The organism is Kitasatospora sp. NPDC003701 (genome assembly GCF_053587085.1).
The window spans coordinates 106,963-122,257 of the sequence record NZ_JBSFNM010000020.1; the positions used below are offsets into that span (position 1 = coordinate 106,963).

At 72.2% G+C, this 15,295-nt stretch carries 14 protein-coding genes; 6 read left to right on the top strand and 8 right to left on the bottom strand.

The window, feature by feature from the left end; genetic code table 11:
* Positions 1-126 precede the first annotated feature (126 nt).
* Entirely contained in the window at positions 127-1,125 is a 999-nt protein-coding gene (locus ACWDRR_RS20715) for a glycosyltransferase family 2 protein (protein ID WP_449773631.1), read from the top strand.
* Between the two features lie 104 nt (positions 1,126-1,229).
* A complete protein-coding gene (locus ACWDRR_RS20720) occupies positions 1,230-2,219 on the top strand; it encodes a YihY/virulence factor BrkB family protein (protein WP_449773632.1) in 990 nt (329 codons plus the stop codon).
* A 31-nt stretch (positions 2,220-2,250) separates the two neighbouring features.
* Here ACWDRR_RS20720 and ACWDRR_RS20725 read toward each other — a convergent pair whose 3' ends face one another.
* Positions 2,251-3,459 (bottom strand): D-alanyl-D-alanine carboxypeptidase family protein, encoded by a 1,209-nt coding sequence (locus ACWDRR_RS20725; protein ID WP_449773633.1) that lies wholly within the window; start codon positions 3,457-3,459, stop codon positions 2,251-2,253.
* A 142-nt stretch (positions 3,460-3,601) separates the two neighbouring features.
* On the opposite strand from ACWDRR_RS20725, the gene ACWDRR_RS20730 reads away from it, so the two are divergent.
* The gene (locus ACWDRR_RS20730) at positions 3,602-3,859 is read left to right on the top strand and encodes an SCO4848 family membrane protein (RefSeq protein ID WP_449773634.1); all 258 of its coding nucleotides are present in this window, start codon (positions 3,602-3,604) and stop codon (positions 3,857-3,859) included.
* A 182-nt stretch (positions 3,860-4,041) separates the two neighbouring features.
* On the opposite strand, the gene ACWDRR_RS20735 is transcribed toward ACWDRR_RS20730, so the two are convergent.
* From ACWDRR_RS20735 to sdhC, 4 genes are read right to left on the bottom strand one after another with little or no spacing between them, the layout of a single operon-like run.
* Positions 4,042-4,815: a succinate dehydrogenase iron-sulfur subunit gene (locus ACWDRR_RS20735; RefSeq protein WP_371518497.1), complete on the bottom strand. Its 774-nt coding sequence runs from the start codon at positions 4,813-4,815 to the stop codon at positions 4,042-4,044.
* A complete protein-coding gene (sdhA, locus tag ACWDRR_RS20740) occupies positions 4,815-6,557 on the bottom strand; it encodes a succinate dehydrogenase flavoprotein subunit (protein ID WP_449773635.1) in 1,743 nt (580 codons plus the stop codon). Before sdhA ends, ACWDRR_RS20735 begins: the two co-directional genes overlap by 1 nt.
* 39 nt (positions 6,558-6,596) lie before the next feature.
* Positions 6,597-7,088 carry a succinate dehydrogenase hydrophobic membrane anchor subunit gene (locus ACWDRR_RS20745; RefSeq protein ID WP_360631424.1) on the bottom strand — a complete coding sequence of 164 codons (492 nt, stop codon included), beginning with the start codon at positions 7,086-7,088 and terminating at the stop codon, positions 6,597-6,599.
* Between the two features lie 8 nt (positions 7,089-7,096).
* Complete coding sequence (gene sdhC, locus ACWDRR_RS20750) at positions 7,097-7,477, bottom strand: succinate dehydrogenase, cytochrome b556 subunit (RefSeq protein ID WP_360631421.1); 381 nt, start codon at positions 7,475-7,477, stop codon at positions 7,097-7,099.
* Between the two features lie 254 nt (positions 7,478-7,731).
* Here sdhC and ACWDRR_RS20755 point away from each other — a divergent pair, with 254 nt between their 5' ends.
* Complete coding sequence (locus ACWDRR_RS20755) at positions 7,732-8,496, top strand: hypothetical protein (protein WP_449773636.1); 765 nt, start codon at positions 7,732-7,734, stop codon at positions 8,494-8,496.
* A gap of 12 nt (positions 8,497-8,508) precedes the next feature.
* Here ACWDRR_RS20755 and ACWDRR_RS20760 read toward each other — a convergent pair whose 3' ends face one another.
* From ACWDRR_RS20760 to ACWDRR_RS20770, 3 genes are all read right to left on the bottom strand, one after another.
* Positions 8,509-9,054: a 2-oxo-4-hydroxy-4-carboxy-5-ureidoimidazoline decarboxylase gene (locus ACWDRR_RS20760; RefSeq protein ID WP_449773669.1), complete on the bottom strand. Its 546-nt coding sequence runs from the start codon at positions 9,052-9,054 to the stop codon at positions 8,509-8,511.
* Positions 9,055-9,306: 252 nt separating this feature from the next.
* Positions 9,307-10,962 carry an alpha/beta hydrolase gene (locus tag ACWDRR_RS20765; RefSeq protein ID WP_449773637.1) on the bottom strand — a complete coding sequence of 552 codons (1,656 nt, stop codon included), beginning with the start codon at positions 10,960-10,962 and terminating at the stop codon, positions 9,307-9,309.
* Between the two features lie 79 nt (positions 10,963-11,041).
* On the bottom strand, positions 11,042-11,782 hold the full coding sequence (locus ACWDRR_RS20770; RefSeq protein ID WP_449773638.1) for an SDR family oxidoreductase: 741 nt from the start codon (positions 11,780-11,782) through the stop codon (positions 11,042-11,044).
* 259 nt (positions 11,783-12,041) lie between these two features.
* Here ACWDRR_RS20770 and ACWDRR_RS20775 point away from each other — a divergent pair, with 259 nt between their 5' ends.
* Positions 12,042-13,631, top strand: a complete 1,590-nt coding sequence (locus ACWDRR_RS20775; RefSeq protein WP_449773639.1) for an acyl-CoA mutase large subunit family protein — start codon at positions 12,042-12,044, stop codon at positions 13,629-13,631.
* A gap of 190 nt (positions 13,632-13,821) precedes the next feature.
* The gene (locus tag ACWDRR_RS20780; RefSeq protein WP_449773640.1) at positions 13,822-15,084 is read left to right on the top strand and encodes an amidohydrolase; all 1,263 of its coding nucleotides are present in this window, start codon (positions 13,822-13,824) and stop codon (positions 15,082-15,084) included.
* Positions 15,085-15,295: the final 211 nt, after the last annotated feature.

Consider the following 15,295-nt stretch of genomic DNA (forward strand, 5'->3'; position numbering starts at 1 on the left):
TTGAACCGGTGCGTACGTGCCCGACGATCCTACCGTCCGGCCCTGCGGGGTCTCCGGGGCTCCGGGCCGCCGCGGCCGCCCGGGCGCGGTGGGACCGGCCGCGCGGGCGGCCACTACTCTGTGCCCATGCCCCGCTTCAGCGTCATCGTCCCCGTTCACAGGGTCCAGGAGTACCTCCCCGAGTGCCTCGACTCGGTGCTCGGCCAGGGCGGCCCGGACTTCGAACTGATCGCGGTGGACGACCGCTCCCCGGACGGCTGCGGCGCGATCCTCGACGAGGCCGCCGGCCGCGACCCGCGGGTGCGGGTGCTGCACCTGGCGGAGAACGTCGGCCTCGGCCGGGCCCGCAACGCCGGCCTGGAGGTCGCCACCGGCGACTACGTGATCTTCCTCGACAGCGACGACACGCTGACCCCCGGCCTGCTCAAGGCCGTCGACGACCGGCTGGCGGCCGGCGGCGACCCGGACGTCCTGGTCTACGACTACGCCCGCACCTATGCCGACGGCCGGATCACCCGGGCCGCCTCGGCGCACGTCTTCGGCGCCGACTCCCCGGACGTCTTCGACCTCGACCGCCGCCCCGACCTGCTGGACCTGCTGCAGGTGGTCTGGAACAAGGCCTACCGCCGCGGCTTCATCGCCGAGCAGGGCCTCACCTTCCCCGCGGGCTACTACGAGGACACCCCCTGGACCTACCCGGCGCTGCTCGCCGCGGCGAGCATCACCCTGCTCGACCAGGTCGGCGTGCACTACCGCCAGCGCCAGGAGGGCGGCAACATCCTCGCCACCGCCTCGCGCAAGCACTTCGACGTCTTCGCCCAGTACGACCTGGTCTTCGCCTTCCTGGACGGCCGCCCGGACCTCGACCGCTGGCGCCCGGTGGTCTACGGCCGGATGCTGCACCACCTCAACACCGTGGTCTCCAAGCCCGGCCGGGTCCCGGCCGCGGACCGCCGCGCCTACTTCCGGCGGGCCGCCGAGCACTGCGCCCGGCTGCGCCCGGCCGGCTACACCCCGCCCGCCGGGGCCGAGGGCGTGCGCACCGAGCTGCTGAGCCACGGCCGCTACGGCGCCTACCGGACGGTCCGCGCGCTGGCCCGGGCCCGCCGGCTGCTGAAGCGCTGACCCCGCCGCCGGCCCGCCCCGCGGACCCCGGCGGCCGCCCCGACCCCCGTGCCGCCCGCCGAGCCTGACGCCCGTTCGGGCGAACGGGCGGTATAACCGGACAGGTGGACTTCCTCACCCGCCTCCCGGTCGTCGGCCCGCTCGTGGCGTGGGTCCTGCGCAGCCGCCCGTACCGCGTCTACGAGCACTTCACCGCCGCGCGCGGCAACCGGCTGGCCGGCGCGGTCACCTTCTTCGGCTTCCTGGCGCTCTTCCCGCTGCTCACCGTGGCGCTGGCGATCGCCGTCGCCACCCTGACCGACTCGCGGGTCGACGAGCTCCAGAAGCGCATCTCCGACCAGCTGCCGGGGATCTCGGACGCGCTCAACCTGTCCTCGCTGGTGGCCAACGCCGGCGCCGTCGGGCTGGTCAGCGGCGTGCTGCTGCTGATCTCCGGCCTCGGCTGGGTGGACACCATGCGCACCTCGATCCGGGACGTCTGGCAGCTGCCCGAGGAGGAGGGCAACCCGGTCCTGCGCAAGGTCTGGGACTGCGTGGTGCTGGGCGGCCTGGGCCTGGTCTCGCTCTTCTCGCTGGCGGCCTCGGCCGCCGGGACGACGCTGGCCGGCCGGATCGCCGGCTGGATCGGCCTGGGCACGGGCGGGCCCGGCGGCTATCTGCTGACCGGCGTCGGCCTGCTGATCGCGGTCGCCTCCGACATGGTGCTCTTCGCCTACCTGCTGGCGCCCTTCCCCCGGATCGGCGGCCAGCACCGGCGGGACGTGCTGCAGGGCGCGCTGATCGGCGGGGTCGGCTTCGAGCTGCTGAAGATCCTGCTCGCCTCCTACCTCGGCTCGGTCGCCGGGAAGAGCCTCTACGGGGCCTTCGGCGTCCCGGTGGCGCTGCTGCTCTGGATCAACTTCGTCTCCCGGCTGCTGATGTACTGCGTCGCCTGGACGGCGACGGCCGACCCGGCCGCCGCCCGGGACCGGGCCCGCGCGCGTGCCGCGGCCATGGTGGCGGCCGCGGACGAGGCCGAGGCGGCGGAGACGGCCGAGCGCGCGGGCGGCGAGGGCGGCGAGGGCGGCGAGCCGAAGGCCCGGCCCCAGGAGTGAGGCCGGGCCCGGCGGGCGGGGCGGTGCCGGTTCAGGAGGGCCGGCGCCGCCGCAGCACGACCAGCGCGCCGGCGCCGCCCACCGCGAGGGCGAGCCCGATCCCCACCCAGCCGACCGGACCGAGCCCGTCGCCCCCGTCGTCGCCGCCCGGAGCGGCCTGGGCGGACGCGGTGGCGGCCGGCGACGGGTGCGGCGGCGGCGCGGGCGCGCCCGCGGTGCCGCCCGCCTGCCCGGTCGGTGCCGGCTCACCGCCGGCCGGCGCCTCGTCCACCAGCCGGCCGACCGGCGTGACCTTGTCGGCCGCCGCGAACCCCCAGTCCAGCAGCGCCGCCGTCTCGTCGTAGACCTTCTGGTACGTCGACGGGTGCATCACCGTCACCAGCAGGGTGCGGCCGTTCCGTTCGGCGGCGCCGACGAAGGTCGAGCCGGCCTCGGTGGTGAAACCGTTCTTCACGCCGATCAGGCCCGGGTACTTGCCCAGCAGCCGGTCGGTGTTGGCGATCCCGAAGCTGCCCCGCTGGCCGGTGTTCTTGTCCACCGCGCCGGGGAACATCGCGTCCCGGGTGGCGCAGTACATCCGGAAGTCGGGATTGCGCAGCCCGGCCCGGGCGAACAGGGTCAGGTCGTAGGCCGAGGAGACCTGGCCGGCCATGTCGTAGCCGTCCGGGGAGATCACCGTGGTGTCCCGGGCCTGCAGCGAATTCGCGCGGGCCTGCATCTCGGTGACGGTCTGCTGGACCCCGCCGTTCATGTGCGACAGGACGTGCACCGCGTCGTTGCCGGAGCTGAGGAACACCCCGCGCCAGAGGTCCTCGACCTTGTACTCCAGGTCCTCCTTGATGCCGACCAGACTGCTGCCGGCGCCGATCCCCTGGATCTCGGCGTCCTCGACCTTGTGCACCAGGTTGCGGTCGAACTTGGGCAGCACGGTGTCCGCGAAGAGGATCTTCAGGGTGCTGGCCGGCGCGAGCCGCCGGTGCGGATTGCTGGCCGCCAGCACGTCCCCTGACGCCGCGTCGGCGACTATCCAGGACTGCCCGGTGAGATCCCCCGGCAGGGCCGGAGCACCGGCCAGCGGGGCCACCTGGACACCGGACAGCCCCAGCCGCTCGCCGCCGATCGCGGCCTGCGGGGGCGGCGGCTCGTGCGGGGCCGCGACGGCCGCCGGGGAGGCGAGGAGGACGGGGAGCGCCGCGGCGTACGCGGCGAGCAGGTGTGCGAGCTTACGGCGTGTGGGCACCAGCAGACCGTACCCAGTCCGGGGCCCCGCCGTCCGCCCCTCCGGGCCCGTCCTCCGCAGGAGGGGGCCGCCGTACGCCGAACGGCCGCCCGCGCATACTGGAGCCGCACACCATCTTCACGTCAGCCGCCGAGGACCGTCCATGAAGCTCAGCCGCCGCACCTCCTGGTTCCTGACCGCCTTCGGCGTCTGGTCCATGATCATCTGGGTCACCTTCGTCAAGAACCTCTGGAAGGACTCGGGCGGCCAGGCCTTCACCGACGGCGACCACGCGCAGCCGACCGCCTTCTTCTGGATCCACCTCCTGCTCGCCGTGACCTCCTTCGTCCTCGGCGTCGCCGTCGGCGCCGTGGGCGTCCGCGGCCTGCGCGCGACCCGGCGCGAGCCCGCCGCCGACTGACCGGTCGGTCCCTGTTGCCCGAGGGGCCGCTGGAAAGATCCACACCGCTTGATCAAAGATCGAAGTGACGTACAGCGGCCCGTTCGCGCCGAAGGACCTCGGCGCGCTGCGCTGGGCCCGGGCATGCGAGGAGGCCCCGCCCGATCATCGGATCGGGCGGGGCCTCCGTCGTGCGGCAGGGCTCAGAAACGGCGGGTGACCAGCGCCCGCTTCACTTCCTGGATCGCCTTGGTGACCTCGATGCCACGCGGGCAGGCCTCCGAGCAGTTGAAGGTGGTCCGGCAGCGCCAGACGCCCTCACGGTCGTTCAGGATCTCCAGCCGCTGCTCCGCACCCTCGTCGCGCGAGTCGAAGATGAAGCGGTGCGCGTTGACGATCGCGGCCGGGCCGAAGTACTGGCCGTCGTTCCAGAAGACCGGGCAGGACGACGTGCACGCGGCGCACAGGATGCACTTGGTGGTGTCGTCGAACCGCTCGCGGTCCTCGGCGGACTGCAGGCGCTCGCGGGTCGGGTCGTTCCCCTTGGTGATGAGGAACGGCATGACGTCCTTGTACGCCTGGAAGAACGGGTCCATGTCCACGACCAGGTCCTTGAGGACCGTGAGGCCCTTGATGGCCTCGATCGTGATCGGCTTCTCCGGGTTGACGTCCTTGATCAGGGTCTTGCACGCCAGCCGGTTGCGGCCGTTGATCCGCATCGCGTCGGAGCCGCAGATGCCGTGCGCGCAGGAACGGCGGTAGGTGAGGGTGCCGTCCTGCTCCCACTTGATCTTGTTGAGCGCGTCCAGGACGCGCTCCTTCGGGTCCAGGGTCAGCTGGTAGTCGACCCACACCGGGTCCGGGTGCTCCTCCGGGTTGAACCGGCGGATCCGGAAGGTGACGGTGATCAGCTCGACGCCGCCCGCCTCGACCGCGTCCAGAGCGGCCGAGTGCTTCTCCACGGTAGGAGTGCTCATCAGTACTTACGCTCCATCGGCTGGTAGCGGGTCGTGACGACCGGCTTGTAGTCGAGGCGGATGGAGGTGGTGCCGTCCTCGGCAACCTCCTGGTACGCCATGGTGTGCTGCATGAACTTCACGTCGTCACGGGTCGGGAAGTCCTCGCGGTAGTGACCGCCGCGCGACTCCTCGCGGGCGAGCGCGGAGACGGCCAGCACCTCGGCCAGGTCGAGCAGGTTGCCCAGCTCGACGGCCTCCAGGAGGTCCGTGTTGTAACGGTAGCCCTTGTCCTGGATGGCGACGTTCTTGTAGCGCTCGCGCAGGGCGGCGATGTCCTCGACGGCCTGCTTCAGGGTCGCGCCGGTGCGGTAGACCATGGCGTTGGTGTCCATGGTCTCCTGCAGCTCCTTGCGGATCTGCGCCACGGACTCGGTGCCGGTGGACTCGCGCAGGCCGTCGACCAGCGCCTGCACCTTCTCGGCCGGGTTCTCGGGCAGCTCGGTGTAGTCCACCGTCTGCGCGTAGTCGGCGGCGGCGATGCCCGCGCGCTTGCCGAAGACGTTGATGTCCAGCAGCGAGTTGGTGCCCAGGCGGTTGGCGCCGTGGACCGAGACGCAGGCGACCTCGCCGGCCGCGTACAGGCCCGGGACGACGTCCGTGTTGTTGCGCAGGACCTCACCCTCGACGTTGGTCGGGATGCCGCCCATGGCGTAGTGCGCGGTGGGCTGGATCGGGATCGGGTCCGTGTAGGGCTCGATGCCGAGGTAGGTGCGCGCGAACTCGGTGATGTCCGGGAGCTTGGCGTCCAGCTGCTCCGGCGGCAGGTGGGTGAGGTCCAGGTAGACGTGGTCGCCGTCCGGACCGCAGCCGCGGCCTTCGCGGATCTCGGTGTAGATCGCGCGGGAGCAGACGTCACGGGACGCGAGGTCCTTCATGACGGGGGCGTAGCGCTCCATGAAGCGCTCGCCGTCCTTGTTGCGCAGGATGCCGCCCTCGCCGCGGGCGCCCTCGGTGAGCAGGATGCCCATGCGCCAGATGCCCGTCGGGTGGAACTGGAAGAACTCCATGTCCTCCAGCGGCAGGCCGCGGCGGTAGACCAGGGCCTGGCCGTCACCGGTGAGGGTGTGGGCGTTGGAGGAGACCTTGAAGAACTTGCCGGTGCCGCCGGAGGCGAACACGACCGACTTGGCCTGGAAGACGTGGATCTCGCCGGTGGCCAGCTCGTAGGCGACGACGCCGGCCGTCTTGCCCTCGTTGATCAGCAGGTCGAGGACGTAGAACTCGTTGAAGAACTCGACGCCGTGCTTGACGCAGTTCTGGAACAGCGTCTGGAGGATCATGTGACCGGTGCGGTCCGCCGCGTAGCAGGACCGGCGGACCGGGGCCTCGCCGTGGTTGCGGGAGTGACCGCCGAAGCGGCGCTGGTCGATCCGGCCCTGCTCGGTGCGGGAGAAGGGCAGGCCCATCTTCTCCAGGTCGAGGACGGCGTCGATGGCCTCCTTGCACATGATCTCGGCGGCGTCCTGGTCGACCAGGTAGTCACCACCCTTGACCGTGTCGAAGGTGTGCCACTCCCAGTTGTCCTCCTCGACGTTGGCCAAGGCGGCGCACATGCCGCCCTGGGCCGCGCCGGTGTGGGACCGGGTGGGGTAGAGCTTGGTCAGCACCGCGGTGCGGCTGCGCTGGGTCGACTCGATGGCCGCGCGCATGCCGGCGCCACCGGCGCCGACGATGACGGTGTCGTACTGGTGAATCTGCATGGGGGTTCTAACTCGCCTCTGGCCTCTGCCGATTGCCGATTAGATGTTCGGGTCGAAGGTGAAGATCACCAGGGTGCCGAGCAGCACGGTGAAGACCGTGGCGGCGCCCATGAGGCCCTTCAGCCAGAGCCGGGTGGAGTCCTTCTCGGCGTAGTCGTTGATGACCGTCCGCATGCCGTTGGCGCCGTGGAGCATGGCGAGCCAGAGCATCAGGAGGTCCCAGCCCTGCCAGAACGGCGAGGCCCAGCGGCCGGCCACGAAGGCGAAGCCGATCTTGGAGACGCCACCGTCGAGCACCAGCATGATCAGCAGGTGGCCGAGGATCAGGACCACCAGGACGATGCCGGACAGGCGCATGAAGAGCCACGCCAGCATCTCGAAGTTGGTCCGGGTGCGGCGCGGGGTCTTCTTGGTCCGCTGGCGGGCCGGCTCGACCACAAAGGCGTCGGCCGGGTTACCGGTGCCGAGACCCTTGCCGGTGTGCGCCTGGGCGGAGGGGACCACCAGGGCGTCGGAGTATTCCGTGGTCATGTCTCAGATCACTTCCCGAACCAAGAGGTCAGCGTGTGCTGAAGGATCGGGTAGAAGGCGCCCGCCATCAGGACGACCCACACCCCGACCACGGTCCAGAGCATCTGCTTCTGGAACTTCGGGCCCTTCGACCAGAAGTCGACGGCGACGACCCGCAGGCCGTTGAGAGCGTGGAACAGGATGGCGGCCACCAGGCCGTACTCCATCAGGTTCACCAGGGGCGTCTTGTACGTCTGAATCACAGAGTCGTACGCCTCGGGCGACACCCGCACCAGTGCGGTGTCCAGGACATGAGCGAACAGGAAGAAGAAGATGAGGACGCCGGTGACTCGATGAGCCACCCAGCTCCACATGCCTTCCCGGCCGCGGTACAGCGTTCCAGCCGGCACGGAAAAACCCTCCGGAAGCGATTGGGGGCTCGGCCGGCTTCGGTGTCGGTCAGCCCGGCCGGGTACGGTCCACCGGCCGCCAGCATCCTATCGACGCGTTATTGCGAACCGCCTCCGGGGGCCCGAGGTGTGATCAATCAGGCACGACTGGCCTAGTGCGGCGGGAACCTGAGCGGCTCGCGCCACTCAGCGTGACGACTCGGTTGCGCTACCGTGGCCGCCCGCTCCGTCGCCGACACCCTGCCGAGGCCCCCGTGCCACTCAGCCCGCCCCGCCCGTCCGCCGCCGTCGCGGTCTGCGCCCTGCTGCTCGTCGCGGGCTGCGCCACGGTCGGCGGCTCCGCCGACCGGGCCGCGCCGGCCCGTGAGCTGTCCGCCGCCGAGCTGCGGGCGGCCGCCGTGGCCGACGGCGACCTGGGCGCCGGGTACACGGTGACGGTGATGACGCCCGGTCATGGCGAGACCGGCTCGGGCGGCGGCCGGGAGGTCTCCGACCTGGCCGCCTGCCAGCCGCTGCTGGACGCGGTGACCCCGGCGGTGGCGGCGGGCGGCGCCACGCCCTCGCCGGGCCCGGGGGACCCGTACGCGGAGACCGATCTGAGCGTGGCGCGGGCGGCCGACCCCGGCGGCGGCGTGTACGGAGGACTGCTCGGCTACCGGGCCGGGCGGGCGGCGCAGCTGCAGTCGGAGCTGGAGAAGCTGTTCGGCCCGTGCGCCTCGTTCGTCTCCACCGCGCCGCCGCCGCCGGCGGAGAAGGGCCGCAAGCCGGTGCGGACCAGGCACCGGCTGATCCGGGACGACACGCCCACGCCCGGGGGAGCCGACGCGGTGACCGGGTTCACCCTGACGAGTGAGTCGGGCAGCGTGGCGCTCTCCCAGCGTGCCGTGGTGGCCCGGGTCGGCCCGGTGCTGGCGGTGCTCACCACCGTCGGCGTCGGCGCGGAGCCCGCCGCCGCGCCGGACGATCGGATCGTCCGGCAGCAGGTGGCGAAGCTCCGCGCCGCGCAGGCGCACGGGTGAGGGTGGGGCGGCTCAGCGCGCTCCGGCCTCGGAGTGGGTGGCGACCAGGTGCTCCAGGCGGGTCAGGGCGATCCGGCGCAGCTCGTCCGAGGCGATCAACCGCTCCTCGTCCGGGTCGTGCGCCAGTCGCGTGCGGATCGAGCTGAGCACGGTGTCGAGCATCTCCTCGGGGGCCACGCCTTCCAGGCAGACCACGAAGACGTGCCCGAACCGGGCCTCGTACGCGGCGTGGGCGGCGCGCAGGGCGGTGTGTGCCGCCTGGCTGCCGGGTGCGCGCATGCCCAGGAGCGGCTGCGGCATCCAGCTCTCGTCCGCCAGCGCCTCGGCCAGGTCGGCCGGTCGCAGGTCGTAGGAGGCCTCGCTGGCCGCGGCCAGCAGGGACTCTATGTCGGGGTAGGGCCGGTGGGCGGTGAGCCGTAGGGCCCATCGGTGGCTGCCGCAGCAGGCGAGGAGGGCTTCCTCGGCCGCGCCGGCGTCGGCCTCGTTGAAGCGGTGCAACCCGAGGAGGGTCGGCTCGGAGCTGGGATCGAGCCGCGGTGACGGGATGTCGCTGGCCAGCGGGTCCTCCTCGTGAGGGCGGGAAGGTGCCGGTGAAGGGGGTGGTGAAGCAGGTGAAGTATGGGGCTGCGGGGCGGTGTTCCGAGACCCGCCGGGCAGCGGCTCAACGGTAGTTGAGCAGTCATCAGTTGGGGAGGGCGCACGCGGAATTCATCCGATCGAGCTATCAAGTTGTGACGTTGACACCTCGGTGTCAGCGCCCTCCCCACGCTCATCTGCTAGCGGTCCGGGCCTCTCGGGGGCCGGCTCCGCTCAGGAGCAGCGCGTTCCGGCCGCCGGCATCGTGCCCTCGACGAGGTACGCCTCCAGCGCGGCGTCGATGCAGCCGTTGCCCTTGCCGAACGCGCCGTGGCCCTCGCCGACCCGGGTCAGCAGGCCCGCGTTGGCGAAGCCCTTCGCGAGTGCCTCGGAGGAGGCGTACGGGGTGGCCGGGTCGCCCGTGCTGCCGACCACCAGGATCGGCGCGCTGCCCTCGGCGCGGATGGTGTGCGGCTGCTCCGTCGTCTTGAACGGCCAGTACGCGCAGGACGGCTCGGTGTAGTCGTCCACCGAGACGCCCTTGGACATCAGCGGGGCCTCGGCCTTGAGCCGGTCCACCGCCTCCTGGGCGCGCTCGGGGGTCGGGGCCGGCCGGACGCGGTCGGCACAGCCGATCGCGCTGTTGGCCTCCTCCATCGGGCTGTAGTGGCCGTTCTCGTCGCGGCCGTTGTACTCGTCGGCGAAGGCCAGCAGGTAGTCGCCCTTCTTGCCGAGCATCGCCCAGCCGAGCGCGTTGCGCAGGTACGTCCAGGAGGTCTTCTCGTCGCCGTAGAGCATCTGGATGGTGCCGGTCCAGGCGAGGTCGGCGCCGAGCTTGCGGCCGTCCTTGGCGGTCATCGGGTGCTCGCGCAGGCCGTCGAGGAAGTCGGCGGCCTTCTGGGCGGCCTTGGCCGGGTCCTTGCCGAGCGGGCACTCGGCCGCGTGGTTCTGCACGCAGTCGGCGGCGAAGCGCTCGAAGGACTTCTCGAAGCCCACCTGCTGGTCGATGCCGTGGTCCAGCCCGTCCTGGGCGGGGTCGACGGCGCCGTCCAGGATCAGCCGGCCGGTGTTCTGCGGGAACTGCTCGGCGTAGAGCGCGCCCAGGTAGGTGCCGTAGGAGATGCCGAGGTAGTTGAGCTTCTTGTCGCCGACGGCGGCGCGCAGCACGTCCAGGTCGCGGGCGGTGTTGCGGGTGCCGACGAAGGGCAGCAGCTTGCCGGACTTCGCCTGGCAGGCGGCGGCGTGCTCGGTGCCGTACTTGACGTGGTCGGCCTTGCGGACCGCCGGGTCCAGGGAGGAGTCGCGCTGGTCGGCCTCTTCGTGCTGCTTGTCGTCGTAGCAGATCACCGGGGAGCTCTCGCCGGTGCCGCGGGGGTCGAAGCCGACCACGTCGAAGCGGTTGTGCAGGGTGCCCTCGTACTCCTTGGCGCCGTACTTGACCATCTCGATGCCGGAGGCGCCCGGGCCGCCCGGGTTGACCATGAGCGAGCCGATCCGCTGGTCCGGCTTGGCGGCCGGCAGCTTGATCAGCGCGATGTCGAGGGCGTCGGTGGCGGGGGCGGTGTAGTCGAGCGGGACGTGCAGCTTGCCGCAGAGCATCCCGGATATGTCGATCTTGGCCTTCGCGGCCTGCGGGTCGGCCGGGCAGGCCGCCCAGGCGATCTGCTGGCCGTAGAACGGCTTGAGCGCCGGGTCGTCGGCGCCGGTGGGCTTGGGGGTCGGTGTCGGCGTCGCGGTGGCCGACGGGGTGGCCGGGGCGGTCGGCGGGGTCGCGACGGCCTGGTCCTGGGCGGGCTTGGTGCTGTCGTTGCAGGCGGAACCGAGGAGCAGGGTGCCGGCCGCGAAGGCGGTCAGCAGAATGCGCGGGCGGGCGGCCCGAAGGGATCTCATCGCACGTATGTATCACTGCCGGGTGACACGTTCGATCATGGCCCCCGGTCGGCGGGCCGCCCGCTCCGTGCGGCCGGGGTCAGGCCCGGTGCACCTTGTGGTTGGCGGCCTGGGCGCGGGGGCGCACCACCAGCAGGTCGATGTTGACGTGCGGGGGCCGGGTGACCGCCCAGGCGACGGTGTCCGCGACGTCCTCCGAGGTCAGCGGCTCGGCGACGCCCGCGTACACGGCCGCGGCCTTCTCCTCGTCACCCCGGAAGCGGGTGACGGCGAAGCCCTCGGACTTCACCATGCCCGGGGCGATCTCGATCACCCGGATCGGCTCCCCGCAGAGCTCCAGCCGCAGCGTGGCCGCGATGGTGTGCGCCGCGTGCTTGGCCGCCACGTAGCCGCCGCCGCCCTCGTACGCGGCCAGCGCCGCGGTGGAGGAGAGCACCAGCACGGTGCCGTCGCCGCTCGCCCGCAGCGCCGGCAGCAGGGCCTGCGTCACGTGCAGCACGCCGAGCACGTTCACCTGGTACATCGCCAGCCAGTCGGCCGGGTCGGCGGCCTCGACCGACTCCGCGCCGATCGCCCCGCCGGCGTTGTTGACCAGCACGTCCACCCGGCCGACCGCGGCCGCGAAGGCGTCCACGGCCGCCCGGTCGGTGACGTCGAGGGTGTGGGCGCGGCCGCCGAGCTCCTTGGCGAGCTCCTCGATCCGCTCGGTGCGGCGGGCGGTCAGCACCACCTCGAAGCCCTCGGCCGCGAGCCGGCGGGCGGTCGCCGCGCCGATTCCACTGCTGGCTCCGGTGACCACGGCCACCTTCTGCTCGGTCATTGCCACTCCCTGGAGGAACGCGTCGGTCGGGGAAGTACTTCGGTCGCTCACCCGATCATCTCAATGGCGTCGGCCCCGCCCGCGCCGGGCCGGGTGCCCGGTGCGCACTTTGCAAAGGCACCGGCCTTTGCAAATAGCCTCCAGGCTTTGCAAAGTCTGTGTTTGCAAAGTCCGGGGCGTTTGCGAAGGCCGGTGCACCGCCGAGGCCGTTACATTGCGAAAGGGAGTGCACCCGCCCGCCGATCCCGTGGAGGGACCCATGGCAGCCGAGCCGCGCCGCACCGAATCGGGCTTCCCCGTCGAGCCGCTGTACGGCCCCGGGGCGCTGGACGGCTGGGATCCGCGGGAGCGCCTGGGCAGCCCGGGGGAGTACCCGTACACCCGGGGCGTCTACCCGTCGATGTACACCGGCCGCCCCTGGACGATGCGCCAGTACGCCGGCTTCGGGACGGCCACCGAGTCCAACGCCCGCTACCGGCAGCTGATCGCCAACGGCACCACCGGCCTCTCCGTCGCCTTCGACCTGCCCACCCAGATGGGCTACGACTCGGACGCCCGGATCGCGGCCGGCGAGGTCGGCAAGGTCGGCGTGGCGATCGACAGCGTGGAGGACATGGGCGTCCTGTTCGACGGCATCCCGCTGGGCGAGGTCTCCACCTCGATGACCATCAACGCGCCGGCCGGCCTGCTGCTGCTCCTGTACCAGCTGGTCGGCGAGGCACAGGGCGTGCCGGCGGCGCGGCTGACCGGCACCGTGCAGAACGACGTGCTGAAGGAGTACATCGCCCGGGGCACCTACATCTTCCCGCCGAAGCCCTCGCTGCGGCTGGTCGCGGACGTGTTCCGGTACTGCCGGGCCGAGATCCCCCGCTGGAACACCATCTCGATCTCCGGCTACCACATGGCCGAGGCCGGGGCGGACCCCGCGCAGGAGATCGCCTTCACCCTGGCCAACGGCATCGAGTACGTCCGCACCGCGGTCGCGGCCGGCATGGCGGTGGACGACTTCGCGCCGCGGCTCTCCTTCTTCTTCGTGGCCCGCACCACCCTGCTGGAGGAGGTGGCGAAGTTCCGGGCCGCCCGGCGGATCTGGGCCCGCGTGATGCGCGAGGAGTTCGGTGCGCGCGACCCGAGGTCGCAGATGCTGCGCTTCCACACCCAGACCGCCGGGGTGCAGCTCACCGCGCAGCAGCCCGAGGTCAACCTCGTCCGGGTCTCGGTGCAGGCACTGGCCGCGGTGCTCGGCGGCACCCAGTCGCTGCACACCAACAGCTTCGACGAGGCGCTCGCGCTGCCCACCGAGAAGTCCGCCCGGCTCGCGCTGCGCACCCAGCAGGTGCTCGCCCACGAGACCGACCTCACCGCCACCGTCGACCCGTTCGCCGGCTCGTACGTCGTCGAGTCGCTGACCGACGGGGTGGAGGCCGCCGCCCTGGCGCTGATGGAGCGGATCGAGGAGCTGGGCGGGGCGGTGGCGGCGATCGAGGCGGGGCACCAGAAGGCCGAGATCGAGCGCACCGCCTACCGCGTCCAGCAGGAGACCGACTCCGGCGAGCGCACGGTGGTCGGCGTCAACCGCTTCCGGCTGGACGCCGAGGAGCGGTACGAGCCGCTGCGGGTGGACCCGGCGATCGAGGCGCGGCAGGCCGAGCGGCTGGCCGCGCTGCGGGCCGGGCGCGACTCCTCGGCGGTGGGCCGCGCACTCGGCGCGCTGCGCCGGGCGGCCGAGGGCCGGGACAACGTGCTGTACCCGATGAAGGAGGCGCTGGCCGCCCGCGCCACGGTGGGCGAGGTCTGCGACGCGCTGCGCGAGGTGTGGGGGGCGTACACGCCCACCGAGCGGTTCTGAGCGGCCGTCAATCCGCCGTCAGGGTGGCCCGTGACCGCCGGCCGGGGCGGTCGTTGCACAGGGCACGCACCCCGGGGAAGGCGAGTGAAACGAGATGTCATACCCACCTGCTCGGCCACTATGCGCCCATACGGGGACTTCTTTTCCGGAAGTCGGGCCAAAACCCCCCAACAGGCCTACCCTTGTTGAGATGAACCGTCCTGAGTCCGCCCAGTCGGCCATCACGCTCACCGCTGCCCGCCCCCTCGCCGGTCTGCGTGACCGGGTCGCGGCGTTGGAACCGGAGCTGATCGCCTTCCGCCGCGACCTGCACCGCCACCCGGAGCTGGGCCGCCAGGAGTTCCGCACCACCGGCCTGCTGCGCGACCGGCTGACGGCGGCCGGCCTGGCCCCCCGGGTGCTGCCCGGCGGCACCGGGATGATCGTCGACATCGTCCCGGACGGCGCCCCGCGCGGCGCCGAGTTCCTGGCCTTCCGCGCCGACATCGACGCGCTGCCGATCGACGACGCCAAGACGGACGTGCCCTACCGCTCGACCGTCCCCGGCCGGGCCCACGCCTGCGGCCACGACGTGCACACCTCGGTGGTGCTGGGCACCGCCCTGGTGCTGGCCGAGGCCGCCCGCGCCGGCGGGCTGCGCCGCCCGGTCCGGCTGGTCTTCCAGCCCGCCGAGGAGGTCATGCCGGGCGGGGCGCTGGACGTGATCAAGGCCGGCGGGATGGACGGCGTGGGCCGGATCTTCGCGGTGCACTGCGACCCGAAGGTGGAGGCCGGCCGGATCGCGCTGCGCACCGGGGCGATCACCTCGGCCTGTGACCGGCTGGTGCTGCACCTGGACGGCCCCGGCGGCCACACCGCCCGCCCGCACCTGACCACCGACCTGGTGACGGCGATCGCCCGGATGGCCGCCGACCTGCCGGCCGCGCTGTCCCGCCGGATGGACCCGCGCTGGGGCGTCAGCCTGGTCTGGGGCCGGATCGCCTCGGGCTCGGCCCCCAACGTCATCCCGCAGCACGCCGAGCTGGAGGGCACCGTCCGCTGCCTGGAGCTGGCGGGCTGGCGCGAGGCGCCGGACCAGCTGCACGAGCTGATCGCCAAGCTGGCCGAGACCTACCGGGCGAAGTGGACGCTCGACTACCACCGCGGGGTGCCGCCGGTGGTCAACGAGGCGGTCTCGGTGGGTCTGCTGGAGGCCGCCATGACGGCCCGGTTCGGCCAGGACGGCCGCCAGGTGGTGGAGGACACCGAGCAGAGCCTCGGTGGCGAGGACTTCTCCTGGTACCTGGAACACGCCCCAGGCGCGCTCGCCCGGCTCGGCGTCCGCGCCCCCGGGGACACCACGGTCCGTGACCTGCACCAGGGCCGCTTCGACGTGGACGAGCGGGCGATCGGGATCGGTGTGGAGCTGTTCGCGGCGCTGGCACTGGAGGCCGAGGGGTCCGGGGAGGCTTAGCCGGAAGTGCCCGAGTTGTCGCCTTCCGGGCTTTTTGTTCGATTACGTAGACTGGGCGCAACCAGTTCCGATCACCCTCCGCGTACGGGGAAGGAGCGTCGGGGAGACCGTGAGACCACGGTTTGATAACAACCCGATTGCTCCGGCAGCCTGTGACCCAACCGTGTTCTACGCGCGTTACGGTGGCGTCCGACCACGCTAAACGGGTGCG